This window comes from Candidatus Accumulibacter phosphatis, from assembly GCF_012939955.1.
Classification (GTDB): Bacteria; Pseudomonadota; Gammaproteobacteria; order Burkholderiales; family Rhodocyclaceae; genus Accumulibacter; species Accumulibacter delftensis.
On the sequence record NZ_SPMY01000079.1, the window covers coordinates 1 to 21,740 of the forward strand.

Genomic DNA, 21,740 nt, shown 5'->3' on the forward strand with positions numbered 1-21,740 from the left:
CGGTCACCCAGCGCGGCAAGCTTTCTTTGGCGCGGGCGTCAGTAACCAGCCCTGAAATCAAAGGGATTGAGACCACAGACTTTATACCACCATGCAAAAGTAGCTTGGTCAGTAACCAGCCCTGAAATCAAAGGGATTGAGACAGCCCTTCATTGACGACTGTACAGCACTCGTCAAGGTCAGTAACCAGCCCTGAAATCAAAGGGATTGACGGACGATTGCCGCCGCTGCATTTTTCCGCCTGTATCGATCAGTGATTTTCGGCAAGCTTGCCGGACCTGACAGGAGTGCCACGGAGGCCTATCGTGGCGACATGAACGATGTGGCGCGAACGCTGTACCTGGTCTGCTACGACATCTGCGAGCCGAAGCGGCTGCGGCGGGTGCACCGGTATTTGATGGGCTACAAGGTCGGTGGTCAAAAATCGTTCTTCGAGTGCTGGCTGACCGCGGCTGAACTTCGTGAAGTGCGCAACACGCTGGCCGAATTGCTCGCTTTAAGTGAAGACCGGGCACACATCTTCCAGCTCGATCCGCGCATGCGGCGCGACATGTTGGGCCGGGCGACGCAGCCGGTGACGGATGTTTTTCTGATCGTTTGAGGGGGGAGAAACGATGACCAGTCTGTATGTTGACCGGCGCTGCGTGACGCTGAAGGCGGACGGCGAGGCGCTGGTGTTCTACGAGAACGGCGAGCGCATCGGCACGGTACCGCTGGCGCCCTTATCGCGGGTCTTCATCCGCGGCGACGTGACGCTGTCGTCGTCGCTGCTCGGCAAACTCGGCGAGCGTGGAATCGGGGTGGTCGTTCTCTCCGGGCGCAAGGCGCTGCCGACGATGCTGCTCGGTCGTCCGCACAATGACGCGGCGCGGCGAGTGGCGCAGTACCGGCTGTCGCTCGACGCCGACTTCTGCCTGCGTTTTTCGCGGGCCATCGTCGAAGCCAAGCTGCGCGCACAGGCAGACTTCCTCACCCTCCGCCGCGACAGCGAACCGCGTTCACGCTATCTGCTGACGCTGTCCCTGCGGCAACTCGCCAGCTGCATCGGGGCGGTGGACGAGCAGCATTCGCTTGCTTCACTGCGCGGCCTCGAAGGCGCCGGTGCCGCGGCCTACTTCGAGGCTTCGCCGACCTGCTGCCCGAGCGCCTGAAGTTTGCCGGCCGCAACCGCCGGCCGCCGCGAGACCCGGTGAACGCGGTGCTCTCGCTCTCGTACACGCTGCTGCACGCTGAGGCAGTCCTGGCCTTGTACGGCGCCGGGCTCGATCCTTTCGTCGGTTTCTATCATGCGCTGGATTTCGGCCGCGAGTCGCTCGCCTGTGATCTGGTCGAACCACTGCGCGTCGAGATCGATCAGCACACCCTGATGCTCTTTCGCTCGGAGAAACTGCGCGCCGACGATTTTTCACAGACCGACGGCGGCTGCCTCCTCGGCAAGGCGGGACGCGCCCGCTACTACGCCGAGTGGGAGCCGCTGGCCGGGCGGCTGCGCAAACTGCTCACCGAAAGCGTGTCCGACGTGGCTGCAGCGATCACTCAATCGGGTTCCGTCGATGCGCCGCCTGCGCAGCGCAAGGATACGCATGCGCTGCTGCCGGCACTCGCTACGGATGGCCTCGATACGCTGGCCGAAGGCGAAGATGATGACTTCGACGAATAGTCTGCAGGCCTTCGTGATCGGCTACGACATCAGCAACCAGCGCCGCTTGCAGCGCATCCATCGCGAGATGTGCAAGCACGCGGCGCCGCTCGAGTACAGCATCTTTCTGCTGGTCGGCAGCGAAGCCGACAAGGAGCGCTGCCTGGACGAGATTGCCGAGCTGATGGAACTTGCCGACGACGACGTGCGCTGCTACCCGCTGCCCACGCGCGGCTTTCAGGGCCGCATCGGGCGCGCCAGCTTGCCGGAGGGAATCGTGTGGACCGGGCTGCCCGCGGCAATCGCCTGAGCGGCGAGCCTGCAGGGTGCCAGGCGCCAGGCCGTGCCAGCCGCAGCGCGGCCGGCATCGCCACGCCACGCCCGGCTCCATCCCGCACGCCGCTATTGACCAACTCTGTCACCGTCACCGTGACCGACACCGTCATTGCGAGGAGGCGCAACCGAGCTGGCAATCCGGTGCCACCTCTCGCTGCCCTTCGGCCGCATCAACCACACGAAGAGCCAAACCTCTGGATTGGCGCGTCGGCTTCGCTTCCTCGCAATGACCTGCGAGTTGCGGTAGTGCTTCTTTCATGACCACGCTTTGCGCAAGCCCGCAGGCAGCGCGAACCCCGTGCGGTAGCTGGAATGCCTATGCTCCACCCGGCCCGCAACAGCACACGCGCGGCGCCGGCGGCACTTCAGGGGCTGCGGCGTTCGACAAGGTAGGCTTCGATGCAGGCACCGAGCTGCTCAAGCTGGTCGGCATCGAGTTCCGTACCACGCAGTGCGGACGGCAGGCGCAGCGTGAGATGGTAGTAACGGGCTCCGCGCGCGCAAACCTCGGCGGCAAGATTGATCGGCAGGGTGCCGATAACCGTGTCACCTGCAGCAACCTGTTGCGGGTCGAGATGGGCGAGCTGCCGATCAACGGCGATGCCCTGCCGCTTTGCCCAGGCGACGGCACCCGGGTGGCGGGAGACGAACCAGATAGTCATGTCAAGGCGCGCTTGAACCAGTAAGCATCCCCGGGAAAAGCCCGGGGTTTAAGGTGATTGTCGGAAAAGAAAAAACCAGATGGCGCCGAATTTTCGGTCGTCTTCGAGGCACGAAAACAGGCGCATAGTCGGCCGATGTCACTGTCAGACAATCGGCAATTCGCGCTGCCGTTCCAGGGAAGCAAGCGTCCTGACATGCCGCTCGCGCTCGGCAACTTTCACGATTGCCTTCATCACAGCGTTTGCCCAGCGGCAACTCGCCCGGCTTGTCGCCTTCGGTCACGCGCTCTTGCCGGAATGCCTTTCTATCGCCGCGATCTCGGCGCGCAGGCGAATCAGCCATTGTTCGCGCGCCATCTGCGAGTGCCTGCGTGCTTCGGTGGCAACGGCTTCCATCAAGGCATCGAGTTGTTCATCGGAGGGCTCACGGGTGATGTCGTTCAGATCGAATGTCTGCAGATTGATCGCTTTCTCCAGAAGCCACCGCCGTCTTTTGCTGGCAACGGAGCATTCTAGTGTAGTGCTGCACTCGTGATGAGACTTTCGGCAAGCGTCTCCCAGCCTCCGTCATTGCGAGGAAGCGTAGCCGACGCGGCAATCCAGAGGTTTGGCTTTTCGCGTTGCCACGCATGTCAATGCGGTGGGAAATAGTGAGAGCATGGAACTGGATTGCCACGTCGGCTGCGCCTCCTCGCAATGACGTGGGGGCGGCTGTAGCGCTCGTTTGACGACGATACTTTCAGCATTCCAGCAAGCAGCGCGCAACCCATGCGCTAGCTGATTTTCATTCGCTCCACCCTGCCAGCAACACGACACCAGCGGCGCCTACGGCACTACACGGGCCGTGGCGCTGGCCAAGGTTTGCGTTTCCGGGCGGCGGCTGACGGCGACACACCTACCCCGCACAGCAAGCGCAGGGCGATACCGCCATCATCACCGGGTCGCACATCCAGGGTCGGTGATCACGCCGCCAGACGAGGCTGAGCAGTTCGTCGCCGCGATTTGCGGCTGAACCGCCTTCGCCGCCTCCAGATACACACCCGCCAGCTTATTCACGAGGGCGAGAAGATCTGACCCGCCCCCTGTGGACCCAGAAGTCTCCTGCTCTCCAGCACGCTGTTCCGCGTGTTGCTGCAGGCTGCTCAGAAGCGCAAGGAGAACGGAGGCGCGCCCTTCTAACGCAGAAGCATCCTGCCCTGCGACGCCCGGTTCCGCCTGTGGTGGCCGGCTATGTTCCTTGGCGACCGCCTGCTTTGCGACACGCGCTTCACCTTGTTGCTGCGCGCGGTGTGCCTCAGAAACCTCCTGCTCTGCGGCAAGCTGTTCCGCTTGCGGCGGCAGGCTGCGTGCATGGTTGAGGTCTGTCATCAGATAGGGAGCATCTTGCGGCCGCTTGAAAGTGAAAGCCGTGCGGGCGATGTCAGACGATAGTTTGCCGGTCGGGAGTGTCATTTTTGGGTAAGCGTCTTTAGCGCCGCTCGGCCAGTGCGCAGTGAGGCCGAGAAATGTCGCCTCGCCCCTGGCTCTATCTGCATCCGATACCTGGTAGCTCAAAGTTACCGGCATCTGGCCAAAAACCCTGCCGTCAACCTGCGTCAAGGTCGCCCCCGGAGGGTCCGAGCGATAGGTCACAGAAACTTGACTCGCCTGTTTTTCCGAACCGGCCTGATTCGTTGAACACCCGGCCAACAGCAGCGAAGCAGACATGACGAGGGTGGTAAGGATTTTCACGACGCCGCTCACTTGGGCTATTTTGGAGGCCTTCAGCATCTCACCGTTGGCGCTTGACTGCTGCGTAAAAGCGCACAAACCTGGCATGAATATTCGCGGCGCCCTGGCGTCCAGCGGTCGATATCGACAGGATGCCAGCAGGCATGGCATCGCCGCAGGTGGCCCAGGTAGCCTAACGGCTGCTGTCGGGGCAAATGATCAATCGCCGGATGGCCGCGATACCCTGGCCGAAGCGGAAGCTGATGACCTCGACAGCGAGCCTGGCGGGTGCCAAGTACCACACCGTGCCAGCCGCAGCCCTGCCCTCATCGCCACACCCAGTCGTCCCCGCCCGCCCTTATTGGCCGACAGCGTCACAGTGACCGACGTCGTCACATCGACCGACACCGTCATGGCGAGGAGGCGCAGCCGACGCGGCAATCGGGTGCCATCCTCGCGCTGCTTTGCCGTCGCCGGCAGAAAATTGCCGCGGATCAAGATGGGCGAGGCGCTGATCATCGGCGATCCGCATAGCGGGCGTGCCGTTCGGCGAGTGAGAGCCTATAGACCTCCGCCCACGATGACCGACCTGCACCTGCTTGAGATGTGGCAGGAAGTTAGCCGCCGGTCCAGCGACTCCGAAGAATGAAAAACACCGCGCCGAGTATGCACAAGAGTGCCCATAGATAGCCGAGCTTGATGGGTTCCTTGAGGTAGAAAACCGCGAAGGGAACGAACACCGACAGCGTAATGACTTCCTGCAGGATCTTGAGTTGCGCGACAGACATCACGCTGAACCCGATGCGATTGCCTGGCACCTGGAGCATGTACTCGAAGAACGCGATGCCCCAGCTTACCAGTGCGGCGATGAGCCAAGGCTTGTGGCTCAACTCCTTTAGGTGCGCATACCAGGCGAAGGTCATGAAGACATTGCTCAGAGAAAGCAACAGGACGGTGAGCAGGAGGGGACGCATCAACTGTGCTGCCTAACGGTCATGACATGTCAGGATACCCCTGATCATGAAGTCGGGACCGCCCCCCCTCTTCCCCCCGGCCCTTCTCCCGCGAGGGAGAAGGGAGTTTCGTGAGTCGCATACGCGACTTTCACATTGACCCTCTCCGATCGGCCACCATGCAGGCGGGCGCTGCCGCGGACAACAGCTCGGCGCCACGGTGCGCTGGCCGCGGGCACATCGAAAAGCTGGCCGTCCAGCTCAAGGCCAAGCCTGTCGCTCGGGTCGAGGAGCGCCATCAGCGATTGAAAGCCGCCGCCGCCGAGAAAGTCGCCCGCCGTGCTGCCAAGGCAGCGGCGACCGGCAAGAAGCCAGGCAGCAAGGCCCCAAGCCTCCCGAGCCCGGGCCACGAGGAAGAACTCAGAAACCGTCGTCGCTCCCGGGATGTTGCGCCCGAGCCGGTTTATCTCGGAACTCTGCCCACGACGCCAGCGAACGCCACACAAGCTATCGCCAATTCTTCCCTGACCCACCGGGCGGCAAAGCCGTCGCCGACGTCGGGCTCGCGCTCAATCAAAGCCTGCCGCTTGGCAGCTGTCGCTCTCACGCCGAAATCGCACGCAGCCTCGGAAAACGGCGCGAGGCGCAACCACGCAGCACTGATAAAGTCACTGCGGATCCGTCCCTTCAACGAGCGCAAATTTCCACTTGGGTGGGGGTAGTCCGCTCCCAGCACCCGCGCTCTACCCCTTCTTTGCGCCTACTCCGCCGAAACTCTCCGATGTAAATACCCTGTTTCATGTTGATCTTGCCCGTCTCAGTATCACGGTAATACACATACCCGCTCAAGGTGACCGGCGTAGAAGCACTCTGAAGAACGAGTCTGTAGGTCGGTGGAAGCCCGGGCTTGTCTGGTGCTGAAATCTCGAAGCTGCCGTTTTCATAGAGAGGACGGAACTCGCATGCGTATTCGGGACCATCGTCCGTCGTTAAACACACGGCTTGCTTCGCGTCGGCACCCTTCGGCGTACACCACAGAAGTGCGATGAGAAAGAAACAACTCCAACTCCTAGTCTGCGGAGCTTGCGTCGTTTCATGTCTTTTGGGAATAGGCATCGTGTCGAATCCCGGTTATTGATTGATAATCGGCCGCGGTGATTTTCATGCTGCAGGGCATCCTCGCGCAGGTCCAGGCCCACAGACAGGTCGGCCTGGGTGAATCACCATGAACGCAGCACGGACGCTATCCGGCGATCAGCTGCAACAAGCCCCATGTCTTCAGATCGACAACGCCATTGGCCGGCAGCCCCTTGCGCTTCTGAAAGTCCATGACTGCATTCTTGGTGTTGTCGCCGAAGTCGCCGTCCACGAGAACCCGGTAGCCTGCCGCGACCAAGACGTTTTGAAGTTCCTCAACCTCTTCACCCTTGTCGCCAGGACGAACGGTTGAGTGCGCTGCCGTCGGTGTGTTGTCGTCGATCCAGATCGCCTTTGCCTTCGCGAGGTAGCGCTTTCTTTCTGCAAGCCCGTTCTCGCCACCATTGATCGTCCTGGTAACGGCGACCACATCATCGCGATCCGCCAAACGGTTGATGTTCCTTCGCCGCCAGTAGGAGATGGCGGACAACAGAGCCCACGGGAATTCTTCCAGCTTGACAGGGTCGGCCTCGAAATCCGGAGCATCCGGCACGATCATGCGGATGTCGTCTCTCGCCAGCTGATAGTTCGTCCGTCCCGTTGTCTGGATCAATCCTCTCCCGCGATAGCGGGGCCCATCACCGACCTGGGTATTTCCGAGAATTTTTCGTCCCTCGTAGGCTTTGCCGGAAGCGAACTCAAGCGTCACCCCGAAGTGAGCGCTCTCGTGCGCGATTTGCGCCATGAAATGACAAAGGCGGAGCTGCGTATCGATTCCTCCATCCGTGATGAGTTGCTGGTTATCCACGATGCCGAGGATGATCCGCGGCGCGGCGGTTCGCGACATCTCCGATATATTGGCTGCGATGATTTCCATTGTTCGTCCTCTCTGACTCTATGAGACTGTTTCAGGAAACGCACTACCACTTCACCCCTGATTTCACCCCCGATTTTCCACGCCTTGAGGCACCGGAGGACGCGGGTGGTCCCCTCGAGCGTGATGCGGATATCGAGATCAAGATCTCAGCGCCCGCCAGGTTGAGATCTCCGTGGCAGCGGCAAACGACGATGGCGAGTGGCATGTACATATCAGTTGCGTCCTGCTGCGAGCGATTTAGCGATCGCTTTTGTGGTGAGCGCATTATCGTTCGCGCCATGCCGTTACTCCATTGAACTAGCCAGTCGCGTCGCCCCCGTGCTTCGAGTCGGATCGATTGCCTTCGACCGTTGGCGACGCCGGTAGTGTGCCCCCCATTTCTTCCTGATCAAAGTGCAAGGCTTCACAACGTCATGTCCCCCGAATTCCCGGCGTGTCGCCTTCCGACGTCCCGGCGGGCTCGCGCAAGGCGCTGATGCCGATGTTATAGACGAGCGAAGCTGGCTTTCGAACAGCGTTTTGTCGAACCACTGGTCGGCCATCCTCTGGTGCGGGAAACTCGGGGCCGTCTTCCAATAGTTCAGCACGTCGGCGAGTTCCCTGCCGGGGAGAGACGGCTTGATGTAGAGTAAGGTTCCATCCGCAGCCAAAGTTCCGAGAGAAGCGGCCCCTAAGAACGCAGCAATGATATTTGCGAGATGGCGAGGGCAACAGGTATAAACGAAAAACCCCGCGGAACATGGCGTTCGGCGGGGTATTCGTTTTTCTCACAGAGCTCTGCTGCGTAACTACTGGCGGGCCAAAACGTACGCCATCACAGACGTTCTCGGCCCAAAGCCGACGTGTCCCTTATTTCCATTCACATACGCACTATGCGAAGCGGGTACACGTAGGGCGCCGACAGTTTTCTGGGGCCACCATGGCAGCCAGGGGCGTCGTCCGGACTAGCTCAGGATAGCTCAGGATAGCTCAGGACGACGGCCTTGATCCTGATGGGTGACTGGTGCGAACTGGTCCCTACACTGCAAGAACGAAAACCTGCGCGTGGACGGTGAGGGGAAGCCAATCAGTGACCCCAGACCCCCACATGATCGCCGACCACCACACTTCCGCCGGAAAGAAATTGCGCCTGCCAGATGCCTCTATTTTTCTAGCCAGCGGTACGCTGCCGATTCCGGCGCGACCATCCCAGGCTCGCCAGCGATAGACCGACGAGCAGAGCCGAAACGGGCTCAGGAACCTGATTATCCACAAGTTCGACACGCACATTGTCAAGTGCAGGCCCGAAGCAGCATTCGCCGTTCAGTGCCGCGAACGACAGAGTTGTTTGTGTGCCTTGCGCCTTGAACTGGAAGGTTTTGTCCGTCCAACCCATATCGCTATTGGTCTTGCCGGTGTCGTCGAACGAGAAGTCGCCGTTGAAGTCGCCGGCTATGGCTTTCAACCTCTTCACGTTATCACCACCAGCAACATTGCTGGCCATGGCGAACTTGACCGAATAGATCTGGTCGAGAACCGTGGCAAAGGTCTGGTTGATGGTACCCAGGCTGGTTCCAACCAAGTCGATACTACGGTCGCCGTCGGCATGCTGCCACAGCCCGCCAATGTAGTCCACGGTGCCAACAGTGATGGCCCAATCGTCGATGCTGGTGTTCCCCACTCCCAGAGGGCCAATAAAAGACCCGCCTGGGTTTGCCCCCGTCTCGAAACTTCCGTTCTGGATCAGGTTCGCTTGTGCAAGACCGCAACCGAGTAGAGCGCCCGCAAGAGCAAGAGGCCGAATAATCGAAAGTGCTTTCATTGTGAATTCTCCTTTGTTAATACAAGAAAATACCAGACGCTCTTCAGGTTCCTAACAACTGGCAAGAAATCCGGAGCAGGGTTGCTCATGTCTGGCTAAAAAACGCGATGCTTTCCAGCGCTTGACCTTCTAAAGCACTTACCGTGCCAGACCATCGGCCCGCGATGAAACGTCAGTGATTTCCGCCTGTTAGCTCGATCAGAAGGCAAGCTATTGAATGGCCGAGGTGGCTTTCAGGCTCTAAATGTAAAATTCGTCGACGTGCGAAATCTCACACTCTGCGAATACCGATGATCGGGGCGCCATTGAACAGCCCTGCGCGCAAGGAATGGTGCGCCGCCCGAGGCCAGCGACGCGCCCTGTAAGGGCATCGCCTGCTGTCGGCTTCAGCGCACAGGCTGTTGTGTCTGCCGTGCCGCTTACAGATCCGGGCTTGCGAATGACCTGTCTGGAGAGGGGCGGACGTAACAGCCCCCAGGCCGACGCTGCAAGTCCCGGTACGCCCGGACTCAATCAACGGTCTTCGGTAAATATTCGGCCAAACCGTAGCGAGACAGCGGGTTTGGCGAGGCTGGTTAGCTGCAGAGGACTGATCGGAAGGATCGGTGAAGGGGGTAGAGCCAGATGTCCTTGATCGGGAGGATCAGCTTGCTGGTGGTGTCAGCGTCCCGGCATGCCAGCAAGTCGCTGGCTGAAACACGCCGACTGAAAAGGGGGGCTACGGGTTCACCGAATGCTTTCGGTCCGCCACCGGTGAAAAACGGTAAGTGCCTGAGGGCAAAGAAATTCCCGCGTTTGACGCGTCCATCTTTGCAACGCTGGCCGGGGCGGGTGCGCGTTCCCGCTGTCGGGCACGATTGCGCGCGACCTACTCCGGGTGCTGCTCTCGATACGCCCGCCAGTAGTCGGGGTGGCGCTCAGCCCAGGCCTTCTGCGCACGCTTCTGGTTCTCGCGATAGTCGGGATCGCTCTGGCGCTTGGCCGCCTGCCAACGCCGCCGCCGTTCGCACTGGCAGGCGGCGGCCGAACAAAAGCATTGGTCGGGATTCTGCGGACGTCGCCGGAACAACTGACGACACGCCTCGCCCTGCCGGAATTCCATGACGGTTTCTCCCCCACACGACGTCGTGTGGAGAGATAGGGCCTAACCGGTGGTTCCTGTCGCGGCGTGGGAGGTCTTGCCAGGGCTTCTCGCAAGCTTTTGCGGCGGGCGTACGCGGTGGGTATGGCGAACTCGGCGAAGGAGAAGCTCCGGCACGCAAGCGGGAGAGCGGCTGCCCGGCGCTACGAGCACTGCCTCTCGGGCAACGGGCGTCGACTACTGCAGGAGCCGGCGCCGCTACGAGGTTCGGCCCCCGGAAATCGTTCGCGACCTCAGCAGCGACTTGCTGGCTCACGCTTGGTGGGTCACTTTGGTGAGCAAAAGCGGGTCAGTTTCGCGGAGCGTCAAGGGGTCACCACGAACGCCGTTCCTGGCGAGCGGACGGTCAGAACGATCAGCTACGTGGAGGCACTGTCCGAAGCCGAAGCGGCATCGGACAGGGCGTACCGGCTGGCGGAGAAACAAGCGCTGTTGGATCTGGCGCGCCAGGGGCTTGCCCTGGGGGCCAATGCCATTGTCGGACTTCGCAAGAGCAATGCCCACTATGACCAGGACTGGATCGCAATGGCGAATGTCGTTTGCTCGGCGACGCTCGGTGTTGCTGGCTTCTCGAACCCGTGCTCAGCAACCCGGCCCGGGCGCCCGAAGCTGTCGTGCTGACAAACGACGTAAACACCGTCAATATTCGAGTGGCGCTTGTCGAGAGACTTCACTCTGGCGGTTCATCATCGGATCGAAGACGAGTTCCCAGACGGGAAGTACAACGTTCATTTGCCGTGCCTCTACTGGCAGTCAACGGGTGATCGTCGGCTATCCGACCATGGCGGTCCGTCAAGCTGCTGGGCTGATGCAGCGCCGACGAGGTGGTTCGCATCGACTATAGACTGCTTCCGCTGGAACCAGACGGGCGGCTGGACGCGGACCTTCAATCGCGCCAGATGATGCTGGCCGGGGAGATGTTCGGCCGGCGGATTGCAGGCACCTCCGAACGCGTCGTCGACTTTGGGCCGTATCTGGCGGAGAGGCAGTATCACGCTGAGTACAACCGGAAACCCACCGAGAACGAGGAGCGCGCCTTGATGGGCCTGGCGCTTGAGGGGTGATGTTGTGCCGGATTGCTCATACGGGGTCGCTGAGTTGCTGTTCGGCGCTGGAGCACATCCAACCATCGAGGGCTGGACTAAGATCACTCCCTTGCAGAGAGCGAAGGAACGGAAAAAAGCAAGGAAGGCCGGCGCGGAGGCGAGCTTTTGCTGAAAGTGGCAAGGAAAAATCAAGGCCTTCTGGCTTAATGGCAGCTTACTGATCAGGTGCAACGATGAACGACACTATCGACCGCTGGCAAGCCGCTGACGGCACTTGGCTCGACATGCGGCAAATGCGGCCGGACGACGAGGCACGCGTCAAGCAGGCCTTGAATATGCTGTCGGCCAACGCCAGGCGCAACCGCTTTTTTGGCTCGATCGCCGAGTTTTCGGACGACGCCGTGCACCGCCTGGTCGCCATCGACCCGCACAAGGAGTACCTGCTGGTCGTCGTCCGGTGCGAGGACGGGGTCGAGGTTCCGATCGCCGGCGGTCGCTTCGTCGAACACGATGAGCAAGCGGAGTGCAGTTTTTCACTGCTCATCGGTGACGCCTGGCAAGGCCAGGGTATCGGCCGGCGGCTCTTGAAGGCACTTCTTCGCGAGGCGTCGCTGCGCGGTCTGCGGACGATGCGTGGCGACGTCCTCGCCGACAACCGACCGATGTTGCAGCTGGCGCGTTCGCTACACTTTGCGCTGGTCGACGGCGAGCAGGGCGACGGCGTGGTGCAGCTCGTTCGCGAGCTTCCGGGCGCGGCTTCTACTCGCTGGCGAAGCGTCGTTCGCAAAGTCTTGCGGAAATAATAGCGCCGCGGGAGGACATTGGAAAAACGGCGTATTCGTCATGGAAGGCAGAATTGGCCGCTGCTTTGTGCAGCAAGATCGCCGGCACGCCTGCGTCTCCGGCCGCCATCAATGCACGGCCGGGTGAGCTGAAAACCAGGCACGGAGAATCCCTCCGCAACAAACAGAAAGAGATTCCAGGCCGCAAGAGGGTATCGACTCCGAATCAATGATCTCAATAACCACAGGCGACCCGACCATGAGCGAAAAAGTCTGGCTTGACAGCTATCCGGCAAATATTCCCGCAGAAATCGACAGTTCCCCTTTTTCATCGTTACCCGAACTGATCGATAACACGGTTCGCAAGTTCGCCGACAAGCCGGCCTTCAGCAACCTCGGCCAGACACTGAGCTTCGGCGAAGTGGATCGCCTGTCGCGCGATTTTGCTGCGTTTCTGCAAGGACTCCCCGGTGCCTCGCAAGGCGATCGCGTCGCCATCATGTTGCCCAACCTTCTGCAATATCCGGTCGCGCTTTTCGGCATTCTTCGCGCCGGAATGACCGTGGTGAACGTCAATCCGCTGTACACCGCACGGGAACTACAAGTGCAGTTGAAGGATTCAGGCGCCAAAACGATTGTCGTCGTCGAAAATTTTGCACGGACGCTGCAGGAAGCCTTGCCCGGCCTGGCGATCGAGCACGTCATCACGACGCAGATCGGCGATCTGTTGCCCGCCCCAAAACGCTGGGTCGTTAACTTCGTTATCAAATATGTGAAAAAAATGGTGCCCAACTGGCAGATCGGCAAGGCCTGGTCTTTTAAGAAGGCGCTCGCCGATGGTGCCACGTCGGAATTTGTGCCCGTGAAAATCGGACCGGAAGACCTCGCCTTTCTGCAATACACCGGCGGCACCACCGGCATCGCCAAGGGGGCAATGCTCACCCACGGCAACCTACTGGCCAATCTGGAGCAGGTCAGCCTATGGATCTCGGCGAGCTTCAAGGAAGGCCGCGAGATTGCCATTGCCCCCTTGCCGATGTACCACATCTTCTGTCTCACCTCGACGCTGGGTTTCATGAAGTGGGGCAGCTTGACCGTGCTGATCGCCAATCCGCGTGATCTCCCGGGCTTGGTCAAGGAACTCGGCCGATGGAGGTTCAGCGTCCTGACCGGCGTCAATACGCTGTTCAATGCGCTGTTGAATACCCCCGGCTTCGCCAAGCTCGATTTCTCTGCGCTGAAAGTGGTAGTCGGCGGCGGCGCGGCGGTGCAAGAAAGCGTCGCCAAGCGTTGGCAAGAAGTGACGGGAACCCACCTTACCGAAGCCTATGGCCTTACGGAAACCTCACCGGGTGTTTGCTGCACACCGCTTGGCGACCCCTGGAATGGCAGCATTGGCCTGCCGGTCACTTCGACCGAAGTGAGCATCCGGGACGAAGACTTCAAGAAGTTGCCGCTGTGGAATGGCGAAGGTGATATCGCTCAACACACCGGCGAAATCTGTGTTCGCGGCCCGCAAGTGATGCGCGGCTACTGGAACAAGTTGGAGGAGACGGCGAAGGTCATCCAGGACGGCTGGCTGAAGACGGGTGATGTGGGTCACATGAACGCCCGCGGCTACATCACCCTCACCGACCGCAAGAAAGACATGATTCTGGTGTCCGGCTTCAACGTTTATCCCAACGAGATCGAGAACATCGTGGCGATGCATCCGGGCGTCGAGGAATGCGCCGTCGTCGGCGTGCCCGATGAAAAGTCCGGCGAGGCGGTCAAGCTGGTCATCGTCAGGAAAGACCGCAAACTGAGCAAGGAGGACGTCGCCAAGTATTGCCACACGCAATTGACCGGTTACAAGCGCCCGCGCCATATCGAGTTCCGCGACAGCTTGCCGAAGACACCCATCGGCAAGATCCTGCGTCGTGAATTGAGGGACGCACCGGCTGGCTAGTCAGAAGATTTCCACTAGCCAGCAACTGTCGCGAAGTACCTCCGTCGGCCGGCCTGTCCCGGCGATTGCGAGGCACCTAGTCACCGACGAATAGCCGCCTCAGGGGAGCAACACAGCCGCCGGGAGCGTGGGCAGCCCACCGCGATCTCCCGATTTTTGGGTGGCTCACCGGCTGGCAGGGGAAGCACGCACCAGCTGCCAAGCTCTGCTCGTACAATTACCGCAGTGCCTCAGGAACGGCCCCCGGTCACGCAGGCGGTACGCGCCTTGCGCGCTGCGCATGCGGCAACTCTTGCAACGACAGTCCGAGCGCTTGACGTCATCGCCGGGCTTTCCGATGCGGCGAACGCTACCCGGCCGATATCTGTGATGGAATATTCATTTGCGAAGACAATACGCCCTCCATAGGACGAACGCCGATGCCCGCACCCACTGCGGAGACGCCGCGCTGCGCTCGGCACTGATCTCCGCGGTCCACAGCCGAACCCTGCACGTCGCATTCCCCGAAACAGTCGCCAACATCGACATCGCCGCCTTCACGCGCGAGAAAGTGGCGCCGATGGTGCGGGGCGCCCGTTCCCGGCTTGCGAGCAGGCGTCGGTCCTCAATCTGCTCGAACGCTCGGTCATTCTTCTCACCCCGGTCACGATCGACGCGCTGCTGCAGAACACGCAATGGCTGGCTAGCGCCTGGAAGTTGGCAAACCTTTATCTTGGGGGACTGGGCGCGGAGCTGCTTGCTGAGGACGCTTCCGGCCTGGTGGGCCTGAGTGAGGAGACGACCTGCCATCTGTCGGCAGCCTCTTTCGACGCGCCTGCTCGCTTCGAAGACTTCGTTGTGCACGAGGCGGCGCACACTTTCCACAACTGCAAGCGAGAGACGTTCGCCTACGCCTGCGAGGCCTACAGCCGCCTTCAGGCGCTCGGCACCGGCCCACGGGAGAAACAAAGGCTGCTCGCGGAACACGGGCAGGGATCGATGCCGCCAGATGAACGCGTCGATACGGTGGAGTACGTGGACATCCTGCCAAGGACGACGTTGAAGGCGCTCGTGGGCGACTACGTGCACGTCGATGCCGTGGCTGATGCGAGCACAACACCAAACGCCTTGCTCAACGAAGTGCGGAAGTTCCACGGCGGCAACGACAGCGCTCCGTTTGATCCCGCGTCATCGTGCGAGCTACTTCTCGCGTGTGTTCGGTTCGTCAGGATCGTGGATGACGCCACCGGAACCTACGCCCGCACCCACGCTGGCGCCACCGACACGGGTGCCGACGCCGACACCTGCGCCGCCCGCGACACGTCCTGCCTGGTTGACACCGACACCGACGCTGGCCGGACCATGGCCTGCCGATACGCCGGCATTCACGCCGCCGCTGCCGACCCCGAGACCGATACCGACACCTGGTACGACCGGGATGGCGATGCCGAGTCCGACGGAACTGCAACCGGCCAGAATCGTCGTCAGGCAGACGATCGCGCACAGACGAGAGATGGCAAGGATATTCATCGCGGGTTTTTCCTCCAGACCATCAGCGTGTGGCCCCTGGCTTGAGTGGCGTCATGCACATGCAGTTCCGCGCTCCCGATGGTGCGCGATGCCGGCGACTTCAGCTACGGCGCCAGTATGCGCCATTCAGTTCGGACCTGCAGGTATCACAGTCAGGTGCCGGCGTCAGTTCACGGACTGTTTGCGGAGCTCCGGTCATTCGACGGCTCGAAAAGCAGGGCCGTCGGGCGGCAGTCAACGGACCGGAAAACCGCCACACGGCTCTACTGGTAATGACCGACAGCTGCCCTTGGCTCATGGTAAGGCAAAGCGGCATTAGCACGCATCCGACCTTGCATCCCGCCCGTCCGGCATGGCCGAGTAGCCGAAATCGCGCTCGCCCTCCTGAATGTCGGCTGTCCGTGGTGCCGCTGACCTTCGCGTCGTTGATGACCGTCACAGCGCCACGGCCGTTGATGGCGGCCACGGTGCCGATCCGCCCGATGGCTTGCCCTACTTCCCGGCGGCGTCGATCTTGCGCTTCCCTTTGGCCTCCGCCTCTGCTCGCAAGCTTCCCAGTGCCTGCTCGATTGCCGGATACATCCTGGCAGCCGTCGGACTCGTCGTCCGAACCTCGTTGCAGGTGTCGAGGGCCATCTCGAACAGCGATCCAGCATCCCCTTTGGCGCCGAAGCCGATGAGGCTCAACTGGCCAAGTGCCGTCAGGGTCATCACCCGCCCCAGCGGGTAGCGTGCCCAGTGCGCGTAGGCGACCGCGCGATAGAGGACGTCCTCGGCTTCGTCGAAACGCTTCTCGTCCATCAGTTGATGCGCCCTGTCGTATTCCTCGGTGGACCGATCGGTGCAGTAGTTGCGCAGCGGCTCGGGAGGCAGAAACTCGGGCGGCAAAGACAACGCGCGATCTACCGGCGGCGCATGCGCTCCGCGCGCCATCGCGGCCAGCTTCGCCTGTACTGCCTGCCAGCCGTCATCGCCTTGTCGAAGCAGACGATGGGGAAAGTCGTCGAGCGATCCCGCGTTCGAGACAGGCTCCTGGCGGCTGGCGCCGGTGAGCAATGCCACATCCTTCAACGCGGCGAACGGGTCCTCCTGTTCGATGACCACCAGCGTCGACGTCTGCTTGCCCGCCGCACGGATCAATTCCAGTTCCTTCAGCACGCCCGCAGTGAAGCCGAGGAAGTGCATGACGATCATGCCCGCGTTGCGGACCAGTAAAGCTGCCAGCGATTCCCAGTCCTCGTCTGCCAGGACGAATGCCGGCAACGGCCCGCTCTGTCCCGCCGGGTTCTGGATACCTACCACGGGCAGAGTTGGTTCCACCGCCGCCTGGAGGCGCCGCTGCATGTGGTTGTCGAACTGCCCGGTGAGGGTCACCACCTGCGGCAGTCCGTACGGGTCGTTGCGGGCGCCATAGACGCGTGGACCGAGGCCGAAATTGCGCAGATAAAGACAGAACGGGGTCTGTCTGAGCACGGCTTCCCCGACGATCCCGGCCGCGCGTTGATGCGGTTTTTCCTTGAAGAACAGGCGCAGCGAATCGAGCGCCAGTAGCCGGGACTCTGAAAGCTGCGCCCCCGTCCTGCCGGCGCGCGGCGGATAGTCCGGGTAAGACATGTTCATCAGTTCCAGCAGCGTGCCGTCCACCACGGGTGGCAGATAGCCCATGAACGGGGGAAGATCGCCGCCGTTCATGGCAAATGCCGGCGAGATGGGAAGTCGCCGGCCTGGCCTGCACGCCCCAAGCCACCTACGGGCATCTCCGCTGTTTCATTTTGCAGACGCCTGCCGACATCTTGTGGAGGCATTCGGGCGAAACCGAAGGTGCAGAGAGGTGTGGCCGGCCACCGTATGGCTGAGCCCGGCAGGCCGTCCTGGCATAGCTTGCGCCGAATGGTGGCGGCGCCGGTGGGTAGTTGCTGTTCTTTTCTCATCACTTGAGAAGGATAGGACATTTGGCACCGATGATTAAAGTCCTGGCTGACGCGGCCTCGCGACCAAGTTGCAAGTTAATACTCCATGCAATCGTGCCACCGCTCCCGCAACAATGACGGGGGCTTGGAACGGCGTGAAAACGAGGAGAGACAACGCCACCGCAGCTGAAGTATGGTCACGAGAGACTCCGTCAGTTCGACTCTCAGCCGCGACAAATTTCTTGCGGCACTTGGCACGGCACTTGGCACCTATCCCACGACGCCGGCAACGACGCAGACTTGATCACGGTCCAAGGACAGACAGGACGACACGATGATTCCGCCTGAGGGGAGCGCAAAATGATTTTCAAGTCCGTTCCGAGAACCCAAGCACTTGCCAAGCGCCGTCGCGCAGGCGCGGACGAACGCTACGCAAGCCCACCTGGCGTGCCTCGTTTCCTGCGAGGCGACACGACCCATGGCGGACGACCCGCTGCCGCCGTAACGATGGATACCCGCCTGGTCGCCAACTTCATGGCCACGCAGCAGTCGCTGGCGATAGGCTCGCAGCCGCCACAGATCGCGCGCAAAACGGTCGCCAAGACCAGCGGCGAGGTGGTCGAGTGGTGGCCGGCACGGCAAGATCCGCAGTGGAACCCGCAGTACGAGGAGCGCTACAGGAGGACGCGGCCCAAGGACGACACCGCCCAGAAAGACTTCGATACCGAGCGGGCGTCGGGCAAGGTCAAGGCGGCCAGCAGCCACGGCGGCACGAAGGTGAGCACCCGGCTCAGCGCTGACCAGGTGCACCGGATCGTCATGGCTGGCGGCGAAAAGGCCGCTGCCGAGCGCTGCGCCGCGATGGCCGGAAACATCAGTGCGGCGTTCGAGACCATGCTCATCGACACTGCGCAGGCCCAGGCCGACTACCTGGCCCACATGGCGGGCGAGAGCGGAGGCGTCCTCGAAGAGGTGGGCGGAGAGAAGCGCAGCTACGCGCCCTTCCAGGGCCGCGGTCCGATCCAGGTCACGCACCCGGAGAACTACGCCAGGGCGCTCGGCACTCTGCAACAACGCCGTGATCAGATCGAAGCGCAGATCGAGACCCAGGCGACCAACATCGCCATCCTGATGAGCGAGCGGGACAAGGCAACGGACGCGACCCAGAAGCAGGAGGTGATCGCGCGGATCGACGCTGCTCACGCCACGGTCGACGTCTTTCGCCTGCAGATGATGCAACTCGACGATACCATCGGCGCGGTCAGTGCCGATCCGAAGGCGGCGGCCGACCCGAAGCACGCGTTCTTGATCTCCGCCGCGTTGATGCACAAGAGCGGGGCCACGATTGCCACGGGAAAACTCGGCGCCAGCGCGCCTTTCGTCGGCAACGGCCCGGCCGACACCTGGGTTTCCGGTGGCAACAAGGGCATGACCTTCGACGCGCGCAAGGCCGAAAACGAGGCCGAACTGGCCGAGATCAATGCGCAACTGGCGAGCGAAACGGACGCAGACAAGATCAAGGATCTTCAGGGGAGCGCCGCAGCCCGCGGTCGGCTCATCCAGGACATGGTGTCGGCCAAGAGTCGCGGCAGAAAGAAAGCGGCGGTCTATGCCGCTGGCTTTGCCATCCTCACGCAGGAGAACGCGGTGGCCAATGCGCCCGAGCCGGAGTCCGATCCGTACGCAGACACGGACGGCGAAGAGTCGCCGGCGATCCAGCGCCAGGCCGCCGCTACGGCGGCTCCCGCTGCACCCTTACAGCCGCGCAGCGACGGCGGCCATCCGCTTCCGGCGGAACCGCGCGCACGGCTCGAACGGGGGCTGGGCGTCGACCTTGGCGAGGTCCAGGTGCACACCGATGCGCCAGCCGCAAACACGGCGCGATCGCTAGGCGCCCGCGCTTTCGCGAGCGGGCAAAACGTGTACTTCGCCGCTGGCGAATACGACCCGAAAAGCGAAACCGGTTTTCGGCTGCTGGCGCACGAGGTCGTGCATACGCTGCAGCAGCGCGGTGGCGGAACAGCGGCGGAGCGGAGCGTCAGCCAGCCCGGTGATGCCAGCGAGCGCGAGGCCGACGTGGTCGGCGACGCCGTTGCCGATGGCGCCACGGTGCCGATTTCCGTGAGCGCTACGTCCGCACCGCTGGCGCTCAAGGCGCGCACCGCGGCCGACTTGGGCTACCCCGAGAGCAGCGACCTATGGATGCTCGCGATTGCCCAGCGCAACGTCCGCAACCCTACGCCGGGCTGGATAGGCGGGTCGAACTCAGTGACCCACGCCGACATGCTCGCCCTGGGCTACACCTATCGCGGCGGCGGCGGCAACTGGCGCCGCTACCACTTGCCCGGAACCGAGCCATCGATGATCTTGAACGTGCTGATCAATCCCGAGGTGGACCCCGAGGCGATCGATCCCAACGATCCGAGTAGCGCCAAAGAGGGCGACGCTGCGGCGCTGGCAGAGGCGAAGACCACGCTGCGCGAATGGCAGCGCCTGACGCGCAAGACCGTGCCCCTCTATGACCAGCTGCGCGTCCTGCGCGCGGCCGGTAAAGGCGGTACCGCCGAGTACCAGCAGCTTGTTGATGAAGGGAATAAGTGGTTTGACCTGGCCGCCGAATTCGAAAAGGACTATCACGACGACATGCCCGACTGGCGTGACGAGCTTGCCGAGGATCCGGCGGCGCTCGCCGAGCTGGACGCGCTGGCGATGGGCGACGTGGAGTCGTTGCGTGGCTGGATGGACGACTTTGACGAGAACCGGGAGCGCGGCGACAACCAGAAGGCGGACGACAGATTGAAGCAGGCCGAGGAGGATCTAAAGAGGCTGCTTGAAGAACTGCAGAACTCGCCCGCCGAGGAACCCGACAGCGACGAGGAGACCGCACCCGGGGAGTGAGCGCCACATCGGAAGGCCGGAACTGTCAAGACTTGTCCGACGCCTTCCCTCGGATTGCAGGTGTGCAAGCGCGTGATGGATGACCCGGGATGACCCGGGACAGACCACGGTTACCGTCATCGTCAGAGCATACTGAATACAGCGTTTCAGGTCGCTCGCCCGGCGCCACAGCGGCCACTCGTCGCCAACAACATTCACGCGCTACTCGGTCCGCCGCTGCTCGCCGCGCTCCTCTTGCGTCCCGCGCCGCGCTGGCTGGCGTGGCTAGCCGAGAGGACGCTGCGGACACGCGCACGGGCACTACGCTGGCTACCAAGACGTCGGCAGCCGATGCTGCGCACGCAGGTGCAACGACTCGACTATCCTGGTGGCCATCAGATCGAGTCGCTCGAGCAGCCAGCAGCGGGCCAGGCGAACGGGGCCGGCAGATCCGGCCGAACTGCCGACGATCGGGCAGAGATTGACGAGTTTGCGCAGCAGTAGCGCCTACACCTTCGGGCACACCTGCCTAACGGTCATGACATGGCGTGATACCCCGGATCATGAAAGTCATGACCGTTTCCCCTCTCACTTGCAGTGCGCATTCCGGCTTGCACGCCGGAATCGTTCGCCGGGCTGGGCGCATGCGCCCAGAATTCCCCGTCTCACCCCCGGCCCTTCTCCCGCAAGGGGAGAAGGGAGTTTCGTGAGTCGCTTGCGCGACTTTCACATTAATGGCGGGACAACATTCAAGGCGATGTTTCCGAGACTCGCTTTCTTGCCACGATAAAGACGGCTTTGTTTTCGCCTGGCGACCAGCAATGCTCGATCTCCAGTTCGGTGTGTTTCAGATCCTCCGTCAACTGCCTCAGCGTGAGCGAAAAAAACGCTGGGCAGCAACGGCAATGCGCGAAACACCGGTGCCACCGCACGCATCTGCCAAGAGCCATCCCCGATGCAGATGGTACTGGAGATGAACAGACCGCCCGGCTTGAGCAATTCCTTCACCCGGGTCAAGGTCTGCGCCCGATCGGGCAACAGGTGGAGGATGTTCATCCCCAGGATCACGTCCCAGCTGCCTGCAGGGCTTTCAAGCTCGGCAAGCGAGCCCTGTGCAAAACTCACGTTGCTCGCCCCGGCCGCCCGAGCCCTCTCGCGTGCGATGTCGAGCATTCGGGCTGAATAGTCGATGGCAAGGATATGCGCCACATGCGGAGCATGCAGGATGGCCGTCGAACCCGTGCCGCAACCGAACTCCAGCATCCGGCTATCCGGCCTTAGCAGGGCCCGGGTCTTCTCCAGCCTGGTTTCATAGGACGCCTGATCGACAATCGGCATCCTGGCGTAGCGCTTGGCCAGCCGATCCCAGAACCAGGAACGCTGCATCATGACCGATCCCTCCCTGCTCATCA

General features: G+C 61.9%; 18 protein-coding genes and 1 pseudogene. 10 read left to right on the top strand and 9 right to left on the bottom strand.

Translation table 11 applies throughout. From position 1 onward, the window contains the following. Positions 1–253 precede the first annotated feature (253 nt). From cas2 to E4Q23_RS20715, 3 genes and pseudogenes are all read left to right on the top strand, one after another. The gene (gene cas2, locus E4Q23_RS20705) at positions 254–601 is read left to right on the top strand and encodes a CRISPR-associated endonuclease Cas2 (protein ID WP_291996116.1); all 348 of its coding nucleotides are present in this window, start codon (positions 254–256) and stop codon (positions 599–601) included. A 13-nt stretch (positions 602–614) separates the two neighbouring features. Continuing rightward, a pseudogene (gene cas1 / locus E4Q23_RS20710) lies at positions 615–1,660 on the top strand (CRISPR-associated endonuclease Cas1). Further along, positions 1,644–1,949 (top strand): CRISPR-associated endonuclease Cas2, encoded by a 306-nt coding sequence (locus E4Q23_RS20715; protein ID WP_169068384.1) that lies wholly within the window; start codon positions 1,644–1,646, stop codon positions 1,947–1,949. Before cas1 ends, E4Q23_RS20715 begins: the two are co-directional and overlap by 17 nt. 391 nt (positions 1,950–2,340) lie before the next feature. Here the strand turns inward: E4Q23_RS20715 and csx16 are convergent, their stop codons facing one another. The 7 genes from csx16 to E4Q23_RS20750 form a co-directional block, all read right to left on the bottom strand. Then, the gene (csx16, locus tag E4Q23_RS20720; protein WP_169068385.1) at positions 2,341–2,637 is read right to left on the bottom strand and encodes a CRISPR-associated protein Csx16; all 297 of its coding nucleotides are present in this window, start codon (positions 2,635–2,637) and stop codon (positions 2,341–2,343) included. 933 nt (positions 2,638–3,570) lie between these two features. Next, positions 3,571–4,368 carry a hypothetical protein gene (locus E4Q23_RS20725; RefSeq protein ID WP_211203874.1) on the bottom strand — a complete coding sequence of 266 codons (798 nt, stop codon included), beginning with the start codon at positions 4,366–4,368 and terminating at the stop codon, positions 3,571–3,573. A gap of 198 nt (positions 4,369–4,566) precedes the next feature. Beyond that, on the bottom strand, positions 4,567–4,866 hold the full coding sequence (locus E4Q23_RS20730; protein WP_169068387.1) for a hypothetical protein: 300 nt from the start codon (positions 4,864–4,866) through the stop codon (positions 4,567–4,569). A 98-nt stretch (positions 4,867–4,964) separates the two neighbouring features. Continuing rightward, positions 4,965–5,321: a DMT family protein gene (locus E4Q23_RS20735; RefSeq protein ID WP_169068406.1), complete on the bottom strand. Its 357-nt coding sequence runs from the start codon at positions 5,319–5,321 to the stop codon at positions 4,965–4,967. 1,222 nt (positions 5,322–6,543) lie between these two features. Continuing rightward, positions 6,544–7,314: a peptidoglycan-binding protein gene (locus tag E4Q23_RS20740; protein ID WP_169068388.1), complete on the bottom strand. Its 771-nt coding sequence runs from the start codon at positions 7,312–7,314 to the stop codon at positions 6,544–6,546. Positions 7,315–8,464: 1,150 nt separating this feature from the next. Then, positions 8,465–9,115: a choice-of-anchor C family PEP-CTERM protein gene (locus E4Q23_RS20745; RefSeq protein ID WP_169068389.1), complete on the bottom strand. Its 651-nt coding sequence runs from the start codon at positions 9,113–9,115 to the stop codon at positions 8,465–8,467. 868 nt (positions 9,116–9,983) lie between these two features. After that, positions 9,984–10,217, bottom strand: a complete 234-nt coding sequence (locus tag E4Q23_RS20750; RefSeq protein WP_169068390.1) for a hypothetical protein — start codon at positions 10,215–10,217, stop codon at positions 9,984–9,986. Between the two features lie 402 nt (positions 10,218–10,619). Between E4Q23_RS20750 and E4Q23_RS20755 the strand changes: the two genes are divergently transcribed. The 5 genes from E4Q23_RS20755 (at position 10,620) to E4Q23_RS25385 (ending at position 15,586) form a co-directional block, all read left to right on the top strand. Continuing rightward, complete coding sequence (locus E4Q23_RS20755; RefSeq protein WP_169068391.1) at positions 10,620–10,877, top strand: hypothetical protein; 258 nt, start codon at positions 10,620–10,622, stop codon at positions 10,875–10,877. Positions 10,878–11,080: 203 nt separating this feature from the next. Continuing rightward, positions 11,081–11,320: a hypothetical protein gene (locus E4Q23_RS20760; RefSeq protein WP_169068392.1), complete on the top strand. Its 240-nt coding sequence runs from the start codon at positions 11,081–11,083 to the stop codon at positions 11,318–11,320. 215 nt (positions 11,321–11,535) lie between these two features. Next, entirely contained in the window at positions 11,536–12,105 is a 570-nt protein-coding gene (locus tag E4Q23_RS20765) for a GNAT family N-acetyltransferase (protein WP_169068393.1), read from the top strand. Between the two features lie 238 nt (positions 12,106–12,343). Further along, positions 12,344–14,032, top strand: coding sequence for an AMP-binding protein (locus tag E4Q23_RS20770; protein ID WP_169068394.1), 1,689 nt, complete (start codon positions 12,344–12,346; stop codon positions 14,030–14,032). 696 nt (positions 14,033–14,728) lie between these two features. After that, positions 14,729–15,586, top strand: coding sequence for a hypothetical protein (locus E4Q23_RS25385; protein WP_169068395.1), 858 nt, complete (start codon positions 14,729–14,731; stop codon positions 15,584–15,586). Positions 15,587–16,033: 447 nt separating this feature from the next. Here the strand turns inward: E4Q23_RS25385 and E4Q23_RS20780 are convergent, their stop codons facing one another. After that, complete coding sequence (locus E4Q23_RS20780) at positions 16,034–17,233, bottom strand: hypothetical protein (RefSeq protein ID WP_169068396.1); 1,200 nt, start codon at positions 17,231–17,233, stop codon at positions 16,034–16,036. A 752-nt stretch (positions 17,234–17,985) separates the two neighbouring features. Between E4Q23_RS20780 and E4Q23_RS20785 the strand changes: the two genes are divergently transcribed. Both E4Q23_RS20785 and E4Q23_RS20790 read left to right on the top strand, forming a co-directional pair. Next, on the top strand, positions 17,986–20,349 hold the full coding sequence (locus E4Q23_RS20785; RefSeq protein WP_169068397.1) for a DUF4157 domain-containing protein: 2,364 nt from the start codon (positions 17,986–17,988) through the stop codon (positions 20,347–20,349). A 234-nt stretch (positions 20,350–20,583) separates the two neighbouring features. Beyond that, positions 20,584–20,832 (top strand): hypothetical protein, encoded by a 249-nt coding sequence (locus E4Q23_RS20790; RefSeq protein WP_169068398.1) that lies wholly within the window; start codon positions 20,584–20,586, stop codon positions 20,830–20,832. Between the two features lie 222 nt (positions 20,833–21,054). Here the strand turns inward: E4Q23_RS20790 and E4Q23_RS20795 are convergent, their stop codons facing one another. Beyond that, positions 21,055–21,717 (bottom strand): class I SAM-dependent methyltransferase, encoded by a 663-nt coding sequence (locus E4Q23_RS20795; protein WP_169068399.1) that lies wholly within the window; start codon positions 21,715–21,717, stop codon positions 21,055–21,057. Positions 21,718–21,740 lie beyond the last annotated feature (23 nt).